The organism is Pseudoalteromonas sp. S1650 (assembly GCF_005887195.1).
In the GTDB taxonomy this organism is placed as follows: Bacteria; Pseudomonadota; Gammaproteobacteria; order Enterobacterales; family Alteromonadaceae; genus Pseudoalteromonas; species Pseudoalteromonas simplex.
In genome coordinates, this window is record NZ_PNDF01000021.1 from 150,752 (window position 1) to 170,436 (window position 19,685).

General features: G+C 42.3%; 11 protein-coding genes. 5 read left to right on the plus strand and 6 right to left on the minus strand.

Annotated features, from left to right (window positions below):
* Positions 1-209: 209 nt before the first annotated feature.
* Positions 210-938 carry a glutathione peroxidase gene (locus CWB80_RS07370; RefSeq protein WP_138600302.1) on the minus strand — a complete coding sequence of 243 codons (729 nt, stop codon included), beginning with the start codon at positions 936-938 and terminating at the stop codon, positions 210-212.
* 109 nt (positions 939-1,047) lie between these two features.
* On the opposite strand from CWB80_RS07370, the gene CWB80_RS07375 reads away from it, so the two are divergent.
* Positions 1,048-1,947, plus strand: coding sequence for a LysR substrate-binding domain-containing protein (locus CWB80_RS07375; protein WP_138600304.1), 900 nt, complete (start codon positions 1,048-1,050; stop codon positions 1,945-1,947).
* Here the strand turns inward: CWB80_RS07375 and CWB80_RS07380 are convergent.
* Positions 1,930-3,120 (minus strand): flagellar assembly protein FlgT, encoded by a 1,191-nt coding sequence (locus CWB80_RS07380; RefSeq protein ID WP_054554371.1) that lies wholly within the window; start codon positions 3,118-3,120, stop codon positions 1,930-1,932. The two genes, CWB80_RS07375 and CWB80_RS07380, sit on opposite strands and share 18 nt — an antisense overlap.
* A 110-nt stretch (positions 3,121-3,230) precedes the next feature.
* Here CWB80_RS07380 and CWB80_RS07385 point away from each other — a divergent pair, with 110 nt between their 5' ends.
* The 3 genes from CWB80_RS07385 (at position 3,231) to CWB80_RS07395 (ending at position 6,469) form a co-directional block, all read left to right on the plus strand.
* On the plus strand, positions 3,231-3,689 hold the full coding sequence (locus CWB80_RS07385; protein ID WP_054554372.1) for an LPP20 family lipoprotein: 459 nt from the start codon (positions 3,231-3,233) through the stop codon (positions 3,687-3,689).
* Between the two features lie 120 nt (positions 3,690-3,809).
* Positions 3,810-4,517 carry a transglutaminase-like cysteine peptidase gene (locus tag CWB80_RS07390; protein WP_138600306.1) on the plus strand — a complete coding sequence of 236 codons (708 nt, stop codon included), beginning with the start codon at positions 3,810-3,812 and terminating at the stop codon, positions 4,515-4,517.
* Positions 4,511-6,469: a bifunctional diguanylate cyclase/phosphodiesterase gene (locus CWB80_RS07395; RefSeq protein WP_138600308.1), complete on the plus strand. Its 1,959-nt coding sequence runs from the start codon at positions 4,511-4,513 to the stop codon at positions 6,467-6,469. The genes CWB80_RS07390 and CWB80_RS07395 overlap by 7 nt, the downstream gene beginning before the upstream one ends.
* Here CWB80_RS07395 and CWB80_RS07400 read toward each other — a convergent pair.
* From CWB80_RS07400 to CWB80_RS07415, 4 genes are all read right to left on the minus strand, one after another.
* Positions 6,466-7,053: a LuxR C-terminal-related transcriptional regulator gene (locus CWB80_RS07400; RefSeq protein ID WP_054554374.1), complete on the minus strand. Its 588-nt coding sequence runs from the start codon at positions 7,051-7,053 to the stop codon at positions 6,466-6,468. The two genes, CWB80_RS07395 and CWB80_RS07400, sit on opposite strands and share 4 nt — an antisense overlap.
* A gap of 22 nt (positions 7,054-7,075) precedes the next feature.
* On the minus strand, positions 7,076-8,497 hold the full coding sequence (locus CWB80_RS07405; protein ID WP_138600310.1) for an HlyD family type I secretion periplasmic adaptor subunit: 1,422 nt from the start codon (positions 8,495-8,497) through the stop codon (positions 7,076-7,078).
* Positions 8,494-10,632 (minus strand): type I secretion system permease/ATPase, encoded by a 2,139-nt coding sequence (locus CWB80_RS07410; RefSeq protein ID WP_138600311.1) that lies wholly within the window; start codon positions 10,630-10,632, stop codon positions 8,494-8,496. Before CWB80_RS07410 ends, CWB80_RS07405 begins: the two co-directional genes overlap by 4 nt.
* Positions 10,633-10,704: 72 nt before the next feature.
* A complete protein-coding gene (locus CWB80_RS07415) occupies positions 10,705-12,717 on the minus strand; it encodes a TolC family outer membrane protein (RefSeq protein WP_228290594.1) in 2,013 nt (670 codons plus the stop codon).
* 245 nt (positions 12,718-12,962) lie between these two features.
* Here CWB80_RS07415 and CWB80_RS07420 point away from each other — a divergent pair.
* Positions 12,963-19,685, plus strand: a 6,723-nt coding sequence (locus tag CWB80_RS07420; RefSeq protein WP_171041498.1) for an Ig-like domain-containing protein, incomplete at its 3' end; no start/stop codon positions are given.

Below are 19,685 nucleotides of genomic sequence, written 5' to 3' on the forward strand. Positions count from 1 at the left end.
TAAATTCGTTACGGTTTGAGTAAATGTAGCTGCAGACATTTTAAGTTTATTCTTGGCTTTATGTAACAATTTGGTAACTAAGGTGTTGGTATTTTGAATATAAATATGGGTGATGGCGAGAGCAGACCAGTTGTATAATTTGTAATTTAATCAATGGGTTGAGGTTTTAAAGTAATAAAGGGCTGCAACGAGCAGCCCCAACTTGAAAATTATGCAAAGTGTTTTTCTAAATCGTCAGAGCCACCAATGTGCTCACCGCCTATAAATACTTGCGGCACTGTCTCACGACCTGAAATTGCTTTTAAACTCGTTAGTGAAGCGTGTTGACCTAATACAATTTCTTCGTACACATAACCTTTCGCCTCTAGTAGCGCTTTAGCTTTGGTACAGAACGGGCAGTTAGGTTTAGTAATAATGCTCACTGATTCTGGTTTTACCTGTGCTGGGTTAATGTATTCAAGCATGGTATCTGCATCAGATACTTCAAACGGGTCACCTGGCTTTTGTGGCTCAATAAACATTTTTTCGATAACGCCATCTTTTACCAGCATAGAATAACGCCAGCTGCGTTTACCAAAACCTAAGTCGTTTTTATCAACGAGCATACCCATACCGTCGGTAAACTCACCGTTACCATCTGGTAATAGAGTAATGTTTTGCGCTTCTTGGTTTTGCGCCCATGCATTCATTACGAATGTATCGTTTACAGAAATACAAACAATGTCATCAACGCCGTTTTGTTTAAATACAGCTGCAAGCTCGTTATAACGTGGTAAGTGAGTTGATGAGCATGTTGGTGTAAATGCACCTGGTAATGCAAAGAGCACAACCGTTTTACCTTTAAAAATTTCGTCAGAGGTTATTGATTTCCACTGCTCGTCTACACGTGTTGCGAATGTAACGTTTGGTACTTTTTGGCCTTCGATATTGTTTAACATTGTTTTGATTCCTCTTGATTTGTTGAGTGCCATTATGCAATTTAATTTATGATAGCTCCAATCGTTTGTTTGTATTAGTATGATAGGTAAAAGCTATTGGTGGTGTGATATGAATTTAAAAGACTTCGAATATGTAAAAGCAGTTGCTCGATATAAGCACTTTAGAAAAGCAGCTGATGCGTGCTATGTCAGCCAGCCTACATTGAGTGGTCAGGTCAAAAAGCTTGAGCAAGAGTTGGGTGTTGTTATTTTTGACCGTTCAACTAAGCAGGTTACGTTGACTGTGCAAGGTGAGCAACTACTTAAACAGATCACAGTTATTTTAGAGCAAACACAGGTACTTAAAGAAATAGCTACCAGCTCACACGACCCACTTAAAGGTAAAATAAATGTCGGTATTATTCCTACCATTGCGCCTTATTTACTGCCAACGCTGCTAACATCGATGAAGCAAGCCTTTAGTGAAACTCAGTTTTCATTTATAGAAATGCAAACAGCACAAACGCTTGTAGCGCTTGATAATGGTGAGATTGATATTGCCATTGTTGCTGATGTGGCTGATTTAGCGCCTTATCATGTGTCACCGCTTTATAAAGAAGATTTTTTAGTAGCGGTTTCTGAACAACATGCATTAGCAAAATACCCTGAGGTTGCGCTGGCTCAATTACAAGGTTGTGATTTATTGATGCTAAATGAAGGGCATTGCTTTAAAGATCAAGCAGAACAATTTTGCTTTTCAGCAGGGGTTGAAGTGTCAAATCAATATAAAGGCAATAGTATTGAAACCTTACTCGCGCTGGTGGCAATGGATGATGGGTTAACTTTTGTTCCTAAGCTTGCTTGTACACCACGTGAAGGAGTAAAGTACTTAGCAATTACACCAAATCAGCAGCGCCAAGTTGTTATTGCAACCCGTAAGCATTACCCACATATAGCAGGCGTTGAGCAATTAGCCGACTGGCTAAATGCTCATAAGGGACTACAAGCTCATTTACTCGCTAGTAGCTAATTCAACAATATCGTTTATTTGAATGTTTGGTAGTGGTTGCTGATCAATACTTATGGCTACCGCTGATTGCTGATAAAGCTGAGTTACTTTTACCTGGTTAAGTGTGGTGATTTTATGCGGAAGCTTATTACCCTGAGCATCCGTTAGGTAATTATGATGGGCAATATTTAAAATTTGCCCTTGCTCAATCCCGTGCGCCTTACCCAAGTTGATGATTAGCCTATCGTTTTCGATATGCAGTATTTTTCCTTGCGTGGGTAAGCAGGCCATGGCTGCTTGTAAGTCATAGGTTAGGGTTTGGTTTATATCGCTGATAGCTTGGCCATAGTCAGTTGCCCAAAATCGGTCGCTATATACATCGATGATCTCAGTCTTTTTATACGGCCAAATGCCTTCTGTTTGGTAGCTTTTTTGCCAGAGCTTTTCGTAAGTGGTGCCATCAAATAATACGTAATCTACTTTGTATGCACGCTTGAAACTATCATCTTGCCAAAATGCATAATCATTGTTGATCTTATGGTTAACCGATAAGTCACGGATACGGCTCAGTAATACATATTGCGAGTTACTGCGACTAGTGATCTCTTCAAGTAGCGCATTACTGTAATCGTATTGCTGAGTGAAAAAATGATCTACTCGCAGTGGGATATTGTAATAGGCTGTTGGCTTTGCAGCCATTTGCGTATTGTTTAAGCTGGCATAGAGGTGTTCGCTAATAGCTTTGTTTACGTCAAAAATTTGGCCCATGCGCGCTTGCTCGCGGTTGGCCAGTTGGCTTTGTGTCACGGCAATAAATTTAGTGTATTGGTTTGCTGGGCATTCTTCTGCTTGAGCAAAAATATCTAAGCGCAGCGTTATAGCATAGGTGTCGTTATGGCGGTCTTCGCTGATCAGTTCTATTTTTTGGATTTCACCGTGGCTGCTTATTTTTAGCTGATCTTGCGTCAAAACCCCGTCAACGAGGGTTTGTACTGAGCTAACTCGAGCGCCAGAAAACACTAACGCCTGAGTTATGGCGTCTTTAATAGCGGCAGATTTGGCTTGGCTCGTATCGCCATTTTTTATAACAGCATGACCTGTAGATTCAAACCACTGCGCTAAGCTATTGTTAGAAAACAAAATTGTAAAGGCTAAAGCGAACCACTTAAAGTTGGCTCTTGTTTTATTTTTCATGCTGACACCTAGCATTAAAACCAATGAATAACCTTAACGAGCAAGGACTGTACCACAGTGGCATTAAACGTGCATATTTGTAGCCAAAGAGTTTTAAGCGGAAATAAATCATGCGAGCATTATTATTCGGCGGGCTGGTTGCCTGCGCAGCATTAACCGGCTGCAGTAGTATTTTTGATAAACATGTAGAATACACTTACATTGAGCCAGATAGCTACCCAGTGCTAAAAGCCGTGGGTTATGCGCCTATTAGTGCTCAACCTGGTAATAATGAATCGCAGCGTACCCTTCTTGCGATTAAAGCCTCAAAGCTTGAAGCGTATCGAGAGCTTGCTGAGCAAGTTTACGGGCAAAAAATTTCCGCAGGTACCACAGTGCAAAACAGTATCGCCCATAATGATCAATTACAAAGCCAAGTACAAGGTGTGATCAAAGGTGCACAGGTGATCAAGACTTATGCAGTAGGCGATACCTATGCAACTGAATTGCAGCTCGATATGAAGCGTGTCCACGATTTATACATCGGCGAAGTAAAACCTCGACAGGTAAAAAAAGTAACGTATTATTAGCGCTTAAATTCTCATAGTTTCAGCTTGGGTGCTATGCTTTAAAAATCATATTTTTTTATTAAAGCATAATGGGTAACACACACGATTACATTCAAGCTGAATATCTTCAAGGCATGCCTTATGTTATCTAAGGCTTGTATCTTTGCTTGTCGTTTTATTGGGCGTTACCGCTTTTTATCTTCTTTAATTGTCATTCTATTTTGCGTCACTAGCGGTGCTTTAGCTGAGCGCTTAGTGATCGAGTTTTCAACCTTTATTCAACAAATGCAGCAACGCTACGGCGCCACTCGAGTTACTGTCGCAAGGCAATGGCAAGGCATGTTGCAGCATGCTCAAAACCTTCCTGAACAACAGCAAATTTTGGTCGTTAATGATTTTTTTGCGCGTAGTTTACGTTATCAAACTGATATCCAGCTATGGAAACAAAATGATTATTGGGCAACCCCACTAGAAACAATGGGAACAGGGCTTGGTGATTGTGAAGATTACGCTATTGCTAAGTACGTCAGCTTACGCGCTTTGGGTATAAGCGATACCAAGCTCCGATTGATTTATGTTAAAGCGCAATTACCTGGAACTAGGAAGACCCAAGCCCACATGGTGTTGGGTTATTACAGTCAACCCAATGCACAACCACTTATTTTAGACAGCTTAATCGTAAAAGTGTTGCCTGCTGCAAAGCGCACCGATCTTAGTCCTGTTTTCAGCTTTAACAGTAAGGGCCTTTGGGCTAACAATTCAGCACAAAGCGTAGCCGATCCGACAGCGAGGCTATCACGTTGGCGACATATTTTAGAGCAAACTCGTAAAGAAGGAGTTAAATGGTGAATGTAATTAAAGCGTTTAAACGCAAAAAAACCATTACTTTGAAACAAGAGTTATGGATTGCCATTTTAGTGGTGATCATTATTGGCTTTATTAGCAGTTTGCTAATTAGTACAAGTTCGGCAAAAGACTATTTTACAGCCGAACTTAAAATGAAAAATGTAGATAATGCAAATTCATTAGCGCTAATGTTGAGTCAAATGGATAAGGACCCGGTGGAAATCGAACTGCTTCTTTCGGCGTCGTTTGATACAGGTTATTACCAACGTATTGAATTAAAAGATCCGAATGGCGAGACTATTATAAAACGTGCATTTAAGGGCGAGTTAGTGCTTGATGCACCGAGCTGGTTCCGCCATTTATATTCTCTTGAAGTAGCACCCGGCATTGCGCTTGTCAGTGATGGTTGGCAGCAATATGGTACTTTATATGTTGAAAGTCATAGTCAACATACACAAGATGCGCTTTGGCAAAGTTCGGTGCATTTGTTTTTTAGCTTTCTTGCTGTTGCAGTTGTTGCTTGTATAGCGAGCGCTTACTTCTTATCGAAAATTTTAAGCCCTTTGAGCGATGTAATGCGCCAAGCAATAGCGTTAGGAGAAAAGCGCTTTATTAAATCAAAGGTGCCTAGAACATACGAGTTTGCCAAATTAGTTTCTTCAATGAACTTACTATCTACACGTTTTAGCCGCATCGTGAAAGAGGACCGTCAAAGGCTTGAAGAAATGCGTTTTAAGAGCCAGCACGATGACCTGACTGGGCTTGCAAATCGTGAGTATTTTAATGCGACCTTAGATACCTTTTTAGATAATACACAAGGGCATGGCGCATTATTCCTTTTTAGGGTGGTTAATCTTGACGAGCTAACAGAGCAAGTTGGACGTGTAGAGATGGTCGAGTTTTTACGTCTTTTCTCGCAGTCGTTAGTTGCATTTCTAGAGTCGAATGAAGATAGCTTTAGAGAGAGCCATATTGCGCGAATGTCGCATGTCGACTTTTTGGTGTTGTTTTCTGATGTGAGTGATCTAACACTGTTGAGTGACAATATTTTGCAGTCTCATCAGCAATTAGTTGCTCAGTACGCACAGGTGGATCTTGCTGTATCTCATAGTTGCAGTTTAGTTACTACCAACGATACGCGAGGAGCGCTGTTAAAACGGGTTGATAGCTTATTAAAAGTGGCGATTTCAAAGCCTGGTTGTAATGCCCACTTTACTGTAGATGGTACTGCTGAGCTTAGAAATGATGACCTTAATTTTTGGCGAGAAACGATAGAATTAGCATTAAAAGAAAACCAACTAGAAATTGCATTATATCCCGTTACCTCGTTCAGCGACGTTCTTCTACAACAACAAATTTCACTGAGTTTATTGCTCAAAGGAGAGAAGTACGGAATAGGATTTTACTATCAATGGGCGCACAAACTTCAATTACTAGCGCGGCTTGATTGGAGCCTAATGAAGTTGATGATTAAGCAATATGGTGAGTTAACAGACGGTGCCTTGCTGGGGATGGAGCTCTCAGCAGATACCTTACATGATGATATGGCCGTAGCGTCAATTTTGACAGGATTGTGTGCTTACCCTGAACTTGCTAAGCGAATTTGCTTTGAGGTACGAGCCAACACTGCCATTAAAGATTTACCGTTATTCAGGCGTTTTTGCAGTCAGGTGCATAGCATAGGTGCAAAAGTTGCGTTAAAACGCGTTGGGGCTGAGTTTACAAAATTAACTAAAATCCAAGAGCTTGGCCTTGAGATGATAAAGGTAGATAGCGTTTATTGTCATAACATTAGTTTTAATGACTCAAACCAAAGCTTTTTGAGAGGGGTATGCTCATTAGCTCACTCGCTAGGGATTAAGGTTGTTGCTGAAGGGGTTAAAAACCCAAGTGATCAGTCAACCTTAAAAGGGCTTGGTTTTGATGGTGTTGTTGCGGTTGAAGAGTCAGTTTAATGACCCTTCACAGCAAGCATTAATTGCATTCGATCGCGTACCTTTAATTTGTGAAAAATTGAGCTCATGTGCTCTTTGACAGTGCGCTCAGTAATATTTAAAACTTGCGCGACTTGTTTGTTGGTTGCACCTTTTATAACTTCATCAACAACCTGTTTTTCACGCTTGGTGAGAGAACTCAGATCACATTGATGCGGATAGTTAATTGCTTGTCCTGATAACACGCCAACCAAGTTTGAAAGTAATTGCCCAGGAAGCCAAATTCCACCGGCGTTAACGGTTTCAGCAACTTGTTCGATGACAGTTTTGTTTGCAAATGCTTCAATGTATCCGCGTGCACCAAGTTGCAGTGCATCACACAGTTGTTGAATATCCAGCTGAGTTGTCATCACAATCACGGGTAGTCGTTGTGCGGTTAATTTTTGTAGCTGCACTTGCCAATCCGCAGAGTCTGCAAGTAACCAGACTAATGTGTCTGCTAATAATTTCTTAGGGCAGGCTGTCTGAATTACGCAATTTGGAAATGCACTTAACCAGTGAGGCGATTGCAAGTCATCTTGTGTAATAAAAATACTGCGACGCATGATTACTCCATTAAAAAGCCCGCTAGCGTTCACTCATTGCCAGCGACGTTGCACGCAAAATTGGTTTGAATAAATACTCAAGAACCGTTTTTTTACCGGTAATAATATCGACTTGTGTAGTCATTCCCGGAATGATGGTTAGGTTGTCTGAAAAGTGATTACGATTTGTTTTAAGCTGCACTAAGTAAAATGTATTGTCTCTGTCATCTGTAATCGTATCAGCGCTGATATGAGTAACTTCAGCCTCTAAGCCGCCATAGATCGCAAAATCATAAGCACTAAATTTAATCATTGCAGCTTGACCTGGGCGTAAAAAAGCAATGTCTTTAGGTAGAATTTTAGCTTCAACAACCAATTGATCATCGAGTGGAATAATTTCAATTGCGTCGCTGCCAGGTTGGAGTACTCCGCCAACTGTGTTGACTAATAGGCGTTGAACCGTTCCATTGACGGGGGAGCGGATCTCCGTTTGTGCAACTTTATCAGCAAGTCCAGACTCAGTTTCTTTCATTGCATCAAGCCTGAGTAAGGCTTCTGATAGCTCATTACTCCAGCGATTTATCATGGCAAGCTCAACTTCGGTGACTTTGTTTTTTGCTTCATTTATAGCTGATAGGCTACGATTTATTGCCGCTTTTGTTCGATTTATTTCACCTGTATGTTCAACAATTTGGCGCTCTAAGCGAATTATATCTATGTCTGATACCGCACCTGTGCGAAGTAAGGGGCGAGTTACTGCTAACTCTCGGTTAGCTAAACTCAATGAATTCGTGTGTTGCTGTAATGCAGCCCTAGCTTCGGCATAATCTTGTCGACGCTGCTCTAATTGGCGTTTATGAATGGTAACCTGTTGCTCAAGTTCTTTGTTACTGCTTTCAAAAATAGCTTGTTCATGTAGAACCGCGTCCGGTGCTTGCTCTATCAAGCTGGCAGCAAATAGCAGAGGTTTTTTTTGCGTAAGTGCTCTTAATCGCTCAACTTTAGCAGTCAAAGACAGTACCTTAGCTTGGTTTTCTCTAAATGAAGAAATAAACCGTGTGGGATCAATTTTTATTAAAACATCACCTGCATTAACAACTTGTCCTTCACGTACAAATATCTGCTCGACCATACCACCATCGTACGACTGCACTATTTGCAATTTGTGAGATGGGATTACACGGCCTTCTCCTCTGGCTACTTCATCGAGATGAGCAAATCCCGACCAGACAATAAGCGCAACAATACTGATACAGATAATGTAAAGCAGTAATCGGGCACTTGCTGGTTGTTGCTGCATTTTTTCCCATTGTGCGTCAACGACCCAGTCTTGACTATTTGGCGGTGATAACCAACCGGAAAAAAGCTTAGAGAAAATAGAGGGACGTTTTGCTTTTTGCTTTTCCAGCACCTTGTTTAGATGCTCAAATGAGCGTTGTTCAATAGGTAAGTTTTTATTACTCATGATACTTTTCCTACTGTATGGTTATTTAAAGCCGATAACACCTGTGCCTTGGGGCCATCAGCAACCACTTTGCCGTTATCAAGTACAATGATGCGGTCTACCAGCTCGAGTAATGAGGTTCTGTGAGTGACGACAATTAGGGTCTTCTCTTGGCAGTTGCGCTTAATATTGTTAATAATTTTACTTTCGCTATTGTGATCAAGTGCTGATGTGGGTTCATCCATCAGTAAGATGGGCGGATTGTTCAGAAGCGCACGTGCAATCCCAACAGCTTGGCGCTGCCCGCCAGAAAGTAGCCGGCCTTGTTCACCCACTTGTAGGTCAAAACCATCTGGGTGTGAGTTTATTAACTCAAATAATTGGCTTTGTTGACACGCAGATAAAATTTGCTCGTCTTTAGCATGCCATGCACTAAGAGTGATATTGTCTTTAAGGGTGCCAAAAAATAAAGAAATTGTTTGTGGTACATAGCCAATGTTATGTCGTAACTCGGCAGGATCGATCTGATGGATATCATTATTATCTATTAAGATACTGCCAGAAGTTGGTTCATACAGGCCGAGAATTAATTTTTCAATTGTGCTTTTACCAGAGCCATTGCGACCAAGAATCGCTACTTTTTCACCAGACTTTATTTTAAAGCTAACACCACTTAATGCTTCATTGCTTTCTTGAGAGTACTTAAACCGAACATCATTAAATTCAATATCACCCAGTAGTACAGGGTGACTTAGCCAGTGCTTGCCGGCTGGGCGTTCAACTTCATTATCCATAATTTCATTGAGTGAATGCATTGCAATCGCGGCATGATGAAACTGAGCTAGCACAGCAGCAGATTGGGTAATTGGAGCCATAGAACGCGACGAAAGTAAGTAGGCTGCAATGAGCCCTCCTTGAGTGAGGTCTCCGGAAATAATGAGATGTACGCCAACCATCATAATTATGACCCCAACACATTGCTGAACCCATGAACCTGCATTGCTGATAGAAGATGAAATTAAGCGGCTTTGCGCGTTAACGCGAGCAATGTAAATTGTTGATTTCTCCCAATTGGATTGAGTTTTACACTCACTATGAAAGCTTTTTACATCTTCAATATTAGTTAAGCTTTCAACTAAAATTGCATTGCGCATAGAGCTTGCTTTCATTGTTTGCTCTGAGAGGCTTTCAAGCTTTCGGTGGGCTGCTAATGCGTAACTGAGCAATATCAAAGCCCCGACGATGATTGGTAAGCTTAATTCGACGCCAATGATCGCGATTACGATTAAATAGAGTAAAACAAAAGGTAAATCGACAAGCGCAATAAGGGTCATAGAGCTAAAGAAGCCTCTGACCGCTTCAAATGATTGAATATTACTTGCAAACGAACCTGCAGAAGCGGGGCGGTTTTTTAGTTTCATGCCAAGTACGCGTTCCATAATGACAGCTGAAACTTTGACATCAATACGACTTGCTGCCAGCTCCACAAAGTAACTTCGAACTAACCGTAAAATAAAATCTGCGGTGAGTGCAATTAAAACACCGCTTGCCAGCACCCATAGGGTTTCTACTGCATGATTGGGTACAACTCGGTCATACACATTCATAACAAAAAGCGGCATCGCAATTGATAATACGCCTAATGCAATGGCAGAAACGACTACATCTTTATACAAACTTCGGCACTCTTTGATGACTCCCCAAAACCAGCCATCTTTAGCTAATTTTTGTAGTACAGGGGAGCGTGCGTCAAAAGCGAATTCGGGCTGTGCATAAATAACCATTGCTGTGCTGCTATCAGCAAGTTTTGTAATACTGATTTTAACGGCGGAGTCATTTAATTCAGGGTAGATGACCTCAGCGCTGTCGTTTTCGATATCAAGCTCAGTAATTACACAGGCTTTATTACCTTTTAGGATTAACACCGCAGGTAACAAAGCTGTATTAAGGTCGCATAGGGGTTTGTGAACAATTTTAGTTTTAAAGCCTATACGTTTAGCGGCACGTGAAAAACCTGACGGAGTCAATAAGCCGTTCTCAAGGGGTAAACCGCTTAATAATGTTTCACGAGAAAATTCTCGATCATGATAGCGGCATAGGGTTTCTAGACAGTCAACAAGGCTGCCACCATGATCTTGAGCATCAGTTTCTTGCATACAATATCCATACTTATACCAATGCGCAAAAATACTAAATTAAGCGAATTGGTATCAAATTCACCATGAGCTTTACGACCAGCCATCTTTCATGACTGCTGGGCGACTACCTGCGTCGGTTATCACTGCTTCAATGCGACGATTTGCAGCATTTGCTCTAACTGAAATCTCATTTATTCTTGGTTGATCAACACCATAACCAAGCGATTTCACTCTGTTTGGGGCAATACCGTATTGCTGGATTAATATCTCAGCAACCGAAGATGCGCGTTCTTCAGAGAGCTTTCTATTGTGAAGGGCTGGTCCTTCAAGGGAAGCATGCCCTTGAATTTCAACATTCTTGTTGGGGTGTTCTTTTAAGAAATCAGCAAGTCGAGCTATTTCCTGCATATACTGAGGGCGCACAACACTTGAATCTGCGAGAAAAGGAATGCCAATCTCTACATTACTCGTGTTGCTTCGATACTTTGTGCAGCCTTTTTCATCAACCTCCGTAAATGCAGGCGTAGATGGGCATTCATCTTGCGCATTTGCGATACCATCATTATCATCATCGGCAAATGTCGTAGCTGTTTCGACAGGAGTTGCCGGCATAGTTAAGTAGCTAGGCATAGCGGTTACTGTCATATATGCATTATCTTGCTGTTTTTTTTTCTGCAAGAATGCTTGTCTGCCAATCGTTGCAGCTACATCAAATTTTGGACAAATACTGTCTGCATTTAATGCAATTGGGTCATCAGTTAACTCTGTAATTTTTGGAAACTTGTCGGATGTAACGTTGAGTGTGTCGAGTAATTTACCCATCTCCGCAAGCATAGTTAAAATAGCTGACTGTCTGTCATATAGAGCCGCGATATAAGAACGATTTGATTGAAATGCTTCATTTTCAGCGTCAAGCACATCAAGTAACGTTCTTTGGCCAATATCAAACTGGTCTTTATAGGCATATTTTACTTTATTAGATGACTCTTTATGACTAGCAAGAGAAGGGATCTTATTTTGTAAAACCTGCACATTGTTATAAGCAACTTGAAGGTTTTGTCTGATTTCAATACAGGTTTGGTCGCGCTGATATTTAGCAACATTAATCTCTTGATAGGCTTGATCAAGATTCGCACTGTCTAAGCCACCATTGTATAAATTGTAGCGAATGTCTATACCAACTCTTGCCTCAGAGCGAGTTTCATTTAAACCTAACTCATCTCTATCTTGCATTCCGTAGCGTGCAGATAAATCTACATTAGGATGAAATGCGGAGCGTTGTGAATCAGCATTCGCTTTTTGCGCTTCGATATTATACAGAGACGCGTAAAAGTTAGGGCTGCTTTTGTAAGCTATATCAAGTGCTTGATTGATGGTGATGGGAATTGCATCATCACTTAGTCTTGCTTTTGCAGTTCCTTTTGTTGGCAGCTCTCCAACAATGCGTAAATAGCGAGCACTTACATCATGCAAGTTTGCATACTCTGTCATAACATTCGATTGCGCAAGCGAGAGGCGACCATTAATTTGTTCAAGATCTGCTGCTCTAGCAACACCAGCACCAACGCTTTGCTCTATTTGCTGATAGACAGCCTCGTGCTCTTTTAAGTTATTTTCAGCAAGCTCAACTAACTCAGTGAACTTTTGCACATCTAGGTAAGCAATACTTGCCTGAAGTGCAATCTTTTCAGCTTGATCAAGTAGTTCAAAATAACGTATCAGTTGAATTCGTTCAAAGCGCTTAACTGTGTTCGATGTTCTAAAACCATCGTATAGCATTTGCCCTAATGTGAGCTCTGCGGTATTGCGGTTGTATTCATCTTCAATACCGTAGTTACGTTTTTCATAACCTGCACTCGCTGATACATCGACGGTTGGTAAATAACCTGAACGAGCAGCATCAATGCCATACATTGATGCTTTAAATGCATGCCAAGCTTGTTGTACTTCTGGGTTAGATGAAATTGCTTTATCAGATACATAATGCAAAGGCATTACAGAGGTTTGTTCTGCTTGTGCGTCGAATACACTTCCATTCGCTGCAAACATTAAAATAAGTAAAGCGCTGAGCTTTTTGCTAGTGAACTGCTTGCTTATAGCCATATGATCCTCTTTTTAGACTAAATTTTATTCACGCTAAGTTAAGGTTTAGCCAACAATTTCAAATACTGCAAATGATACTTTTGTGTTGCTTTTAGTTTTTTATTAATTGTTTTGTTTATTCGAATATTAGTTAAATAGTGCTGTTTTTTTAGTGTTCACCTGTACCATAGTCCAGTAACAAAGTGTTACTTGCTGGCTAAGCTTAAGTTATACAAATGTATTACTCATAGTTTGAGGAAAAGCAAATGGACGCAAATCAATTACTGGTTATTGATGTACAAGGTTCTGCAGGCTTAGTGCAAGCGGATGGTTCTATAAAAGCCCTCTCAGTTGGCGATGTGATAACGGTAGGAGATACTGTTGTTACCGCAGATAACTCGACCATATTAATTGATGTGCAAGGAGAGTCGTTGGCGATCCCTGCCAATAAATCAGTGACTATAACCCCTGACTTGCTAGCAAAAGAGACGCAAGATAACTCAGAGAATACCCTTTTCGATGATAGTATCGACGAAGCCATTGCAAGTTTAAATCAACCCAATCAACCAACCCCAGAGCAACAAACAGGCACTGATATCAGTGATTTTTTAGATGCGCTTGAAGGGGGGGGAGACATTTTAGATAATTTAGAGGCGACAGCTGCTGGTGGAGGCGGTGGTGCTGCATCTGGCGGAGGCACCTCGTTTGTAGAGCTAGCACGTATCGCTGAAGGTATCGACCCATCTAGTTTAGCATTTGATGACAGCTTTAACGCTGATAACACTGGCATTTTCTCTCCTAGAGATACAACAGATGGTGTTGTACCTGGTGATGAGTTAATTGCAACATTGAGTGTCAATGAATTAGGTCTTACTAATAATCCACAACCAGTTATATCAGGTACATCTGAAAACCTAGTAGGACAAACGGTCACGGTGACAGTAACCGACGCGAATGGTAATACCCAAGTTGTGACTGTTGTAGTCCAACCAGATGGTACTTTTGTAACCCCACCACTTGACCCATTACCTGATGGTCCAATCACTGTCGATGTGGTTGCTCTTGATCCAAATGGTGACCCTGTATCAGATAATATAGGCGCAAGTATTGATACTGTCGCGCCAGTTGTAACGATTGATACACTTACTGATTCAGCGATTCAAAATGTACTAATTACTGGCACAGTGTCTGGTATCAGCAGTGGTGATACTGTCACTATCACTGTTACAGACAGCGCAGGACAAGTTCAGGTAATAGCGACGCAAGTAGATGATCAAGGAAATTGGAGTATTACGACTGAAGCACTTGCTGAGGGGCTTTATACAGTCGTTGCATCGGCAGTTGATGAGGCTGGCAATGAAGGCAGTGATAGTGAAAATGGTCTAGTCGATCTGACTGCTCCCGTTATAAGTATTGACACCATCGGCGAAACAAATGATACCACGCCAACTATTTCAGGAACGGTAAGTGGAGTCACTGTTGGTAGTGAAATCACTGTCGTGATTACTGGCGCAGATAATACAGTGCAAACCGTAACTGCAATTGTTGCTGAAGATGGTAGTTGGATCGTTGATGTGCCTGATGCACTTGTTGAAGGTGAGTTTACTGTAACTGCAACAGCCGTTGATATTGCTGGAAATGAGGCGCAAGCAACGACCACAGGTGTTATTGATAATACAGCGCCTGTGATTAGTATCACCCCAATTGATGATACGCAGGACACTACGCCAAATATCAGTGGTAATGTTGTTGGTGTTCAACAAGGCACACTTGTTACCGTTGTTGTCACTGATATTAATGGTCAAGTTCAAACATTGACAACGGTAACCGATGCTGATGGGAATTGGAGTTTAGATGTTGTCGCAGATCTTGCAGAAGGGATTTTTGACGTAAGTGCATCCGTAACTGATGCAGCCGGAAATACAGCTCAAGCTGACACCCAAGGGGTTGTTGACTTGACGGCTCCTGACATAACGTTAACAGCTATTGCCAATACAAATGATACAACGCCAACCTTTGTCGGGCGAGTTGAAGGGGTGCCAGAGGGCACCGAAGTTACAATACAAGTTGTTGATAGTAATGGTCAGTCGCAAACGTTGACGGCGCTTGTTCTTGCTGATGGCAGTTATAGTGTTGATGCAATAAGCCCTTTGCCTGAAGGCAGTTTTACGGCAATTGCTACCGTTAGTGATGCTGCGGGTAACTCAGCATCTGCAAATACGACAGGTACCGTCGCATTTTCTCCTATTTCAATCACAATTGATTCTATTGCTGATAGTAATGACACAACACCATTGCTGAGTGGGCAAACCGATGGCGTAGCTACTGGAACGACAATTTCGCTGACAATTACAGCAAGTGATGGGCGGGTTATTAATTTACTCGCAATCACTCAAGCTGATGGAAGTTGGTCTATTCAATTGACAGAGCCTTTACCTGAAGGAGATTTTACAGTTGTCGCATCGGTATTAGATCCTCAAGGTAATGAAGCACAAGCAACCGCGATTGGTAATGTAGATTTAACAGTCAGTATTAATTTCATTATTGATACTAATGACACGACTCCAAGTGTATCTGGTTCAACACAAGATGTTGAACCAGGCGCAGTCGTTACTGTTACATTTACAGGAAGTGATGGAGCGACTGAAACTTTACAAGTTATTACCGATGCAAACGGTAATTGGACTGTTGAAGCAAGTACTGCATTGGCTGAAGGTCAATTCACAGTCACCGCGACAGTAACCGATGAAGTGGGTAATACAGCGACAGCAACAGAAATAGGGGTCATTGATTTAACTGATCCTACTATTTCAATCAATCCTTTAAATGATACTAATGACACAACTCCACTAATTTCAGGATCTGTTGCAGATGTACCAGTAGGAACGACAGTTACGTTAGTCATTACAGATAGTAATGGTGTTGTGCAAACGATAACAACCACCACAAATGCACAAGGTGTATGGCAAGTCGAAACTTTAAATGAGCTTGCTGAGGGAGATTATACTGTCACTGCAAGCGCAAGCGACGAAGCGGGTAACACCAGTTCAGCAACAGCAACTGGCACAATAGATTTAACTGCACCAATTATTAATATTAATGCAATTGCTGATAGTAATGACACCACGCCGACAATATCTGGCACAACACAAGGGTTAAATGCTGGTAGCACAGTTACAGTCACGGTTACCGACAGTAATGGGAGTGCACAAGTATTTGCAACTGTTACAAATGCCGATGGCAGCTGGTCGATTAATATTGATCAAGAGCTAGCTGAAGGCGAGTTCACTGTTGTTGCGCAAACTCAAGATGAAGCAGGAAATAGCGCACAAGACATTGAAACGGGTGTGATTGATTTAACTGCACCTACCATCACAATTGATGAGTTTAACGATTCTAATGATGTTACACCCATTATTTCAGGTGTTGTATCAGGGGTTGATGCTGGCTCGGTTGTTACGATCATACTCGTTGATAGTAATGGAAATCAGCAAATACTGACGACCACAGTTAATGCAGATAGCAGCTGGCAAGTTGGTGCAAATCAAGTGTTGGCTGAGGGTGAGTTTACAATTACCGCAACAGTGAGTGATCCTGCTGGTAATCAAGCTCAAGATACGACGACAGGGATCATTGATCTAACCGCGCCAATTATAAGCCTTGATAACTTAGGAAGTAGTGCTGACAACACACCTACAATTTCAGGCACAGTGCAAGGCGTTGCAGCAGGCACACCGGTCACTTTAGTTGTCACAGATGCAAATGGCAATAGTCAGACGTTTACTGCAATCACTAATGATAATGGTGTATTTAGTGCAGACGTACCAGGCAGCCTTGCTGATGGGCAATACACGGTTACCGCTACGGTATCTGACTTAGCTGGTAATCAAGCCTCGGATTCAGAAACGGGTACGGTGGATAGTTCATCTTTAACTATCTTAATTGATGCGTTAGGCGAAACAAACGACACAACACCCAGTATTTCAGGTTCAACATTAAATGCAACAGCAGGTGATGTGGTCACGGTGGTGATTATTCCTGCTTCGGGTCCAAGCCAAACATTTACAACAACAGTTGATGCAAATGGAGATTGGAGTATCAATGTATCAGATGAACTTGCAGAGGGTGAGTTTACGATTGATGCCACTGTTACCGACCAATTTGGTAATACTGCAAATGATTCGATCACCGCAGTGGTTGATACGACTGCACCGCTTATTAGCATAGATACTATAGGCGCTATCAATGACAGTACGCCTCTAATTTCAGGCAGCTCACAAGGAGCGACGGCAGGTAATACAGTAACAGTTACTGTTGTCGACTCTCAAAATAATAGCCAAACCTATACGACAACTGTTGATGCTGATGGAAATTGGGCAGTGCCTGTTACAAGTGCAGTGTCGCAAGGGGAATTTACTGTAACAGCCAGCATCACTGATAATGCAGGTAATACAGGCACGGATACTGAAGTTGGTACGTTCGATGGAATTAATCCTTTATTAACGTTAGATTTTGATCCTTTGACTAATGACAGTACGCCGTTGATCACAGGCACAACTGATGTCACTGCAGGCAGTATTGTTACTGTCAACGTTACTGACAGCGATGGCGTGGTACAAACGCTTTCTGCGGTTGTGGCTGCGGACGGAAGCTGGTCAATCAGCCCTAATACGCATCTAGCTGAAGGGGCGTTCACTGTGACAGCAAGTGTAGAGGATGAATCTGGCAATCAAACGCAAATCACTCAAAACGGTGTTGTTGATCTCACTGCTCCAATTATTACGATTGACAATTTGGGAACGGTCAACGATACAACGCCTACAATTAGCGGACAAACGAATGAGCCTGCGGGTAGTATCGTTACGGTTGTTGTCTCAGATGGTATTAACAGCTATGAATTTAGCGCAACCGTTAATGCTGATGGCAGTTGGTCTGGGGATGTGCCTGCAGAATTAGACGATGGCAACATCAATGTTACAGCGTCAATAACTGATGCTGCAGGCAATCAGGCCCAAGCAACGAATAGCTTTATTTTAAATAGTGCTGCGCCTAGCATTGCAATAGATGCAATCAACGAAACCAATGACACAACACCAACTATAAGTGGCACCTCAGATGCCCCTAATGGCAGCGTCATAACTATAATTGTTGAAGACAGTAATAACAACAGCCAACAGCTTACTGCAACAGTGCAGAATGGTCAGTGGGGTGTAGAGATACAGCAAGCTTTAAGTGAAGGCACATTTACTGTTAATGCGTCAGTAACAGTTGATGGCTTGACCAGTGATGCTGCTGCTCAAGGCGTAATTGATGTAACAGCGCCGACAGTCAGTATTGATGCCTTAGTAGATAGCAACGATGTTACTCCGATCATTACGGGTCAGACGTCAGGTTTGGCGGCTGGTAGTGTCGTAACACTCACAATTACTGACAGTGCAGGAGCCGTTCAGACAGCATCTGTTGTTATCTCGCAAGATGGTTCATGGTCAGCAGAAGTTAGCAATGCGCTGGCTGAAGGACAGTATTCTGTATTAGCTGAGGTGGTAGATAATGCAGGCAATGAAGCGAGCGACTCTCAATTAGGTATCATCGATTTATCTGCGCCTACAATTAGTATTGATGTGATTGCTGATACAAATGACGTTACACCTACTCTAACGGGTCAAACAACAGGTGTACCGCAAGGCACGCAGGTAACTTTATTAATAACAGATAGTTCGGGTAATACCCAAACTTTAACTACTACCACATTAGCTGATGGATCATGGTCTGTTGATGCTGAGGTTATTATTGCTGAAGGAAGCTTCACTGTCGAAGCATCTGTGAGTGATGTTGCTGGAAACTCTGCTTCAACCTCGGCAACCGGTTTAATTGATTTAACACCCCCTACTATTAGTGTTGATCCATTGTCAGATAGTGCTGATGTAACACCGCTGATCAGTGGTGTAGCGAATGGTGTGGCAACAGGTACACTTGTTAATTTAGAAATCACCGATAGTGCTGGTAATGTTCAAACAGCGACAGCGATTGTTCAAGCGGACGGCAGCTGGTCTGTTGAGCCTAGCGTAGCAATTGCTGAAGGAGAATTTACTGTTGTTGCTACAGTACAAGATACTGCAGGAAATCAAGGATCTGACACCGCAACGGGTAATATCGATACCACAGCACCAAGTGTATTCATCGATCCTCAAAATATCACAAATGATACAACCCCAGTATTCTCAGGACAAAGCTCAGGCGTTCCTGCAGGTACTGAGGTTAGACTAACGGTTACCGACAGTGCTGGTAATATTCAAACTTTAATTGCTATTACTAGTGCTGACGGAAGCTGGTCAGTTGCTGCAACTGAAGTACTTGCCGAGGGTAATTACACTATTGAAGCAGAAGTTTCAGATGCGGCAGGTAATACTGGTACCGATAGTGCCACTGGTGAAATCGACATTACCGCACCGACGATTAGCCTTGATACCTTGGCCGATAGTAATGATGTGACACCGCTGATTAGTGGGCAAACCACCGGAGCGGCTGTGGGCAGCTTAGTGCTGCTTACTATCACTGACAGTGCCGGTAATGTACAAAGTGCGACAGCGACGGTGCAAGCGGATGGCAGTTGGTCTGTTGAGCCAAGTACGGCATTAGCCGAAGGTGATTATACCGTGGTGGCCACCGTGAGCGACGCGGCGGGTAACGAAGGCAGCGATACTGAAACAGGCACCATCGATGTGACGGCACCAACGATTAGCATTGATGCGCCAGCGCTGACCAACGACAATACGCCGACGGTCACAGGCACCTCAGACTTAGCCAATACCTCACTCGCCGTGACCTTTACCGATGCTGATGGTATCAGCCATACCGTGACAGTCACCACAGATGCTTCAGGCAATTGGAGCGCCGAAGCAGGGCAAGCCTTAGCTGATGGCAACTACACAGTCAGTGCCAGTATCAGCGATGCAGCAGGAAAAAACACGAGTGCGAGTGACAGTGGT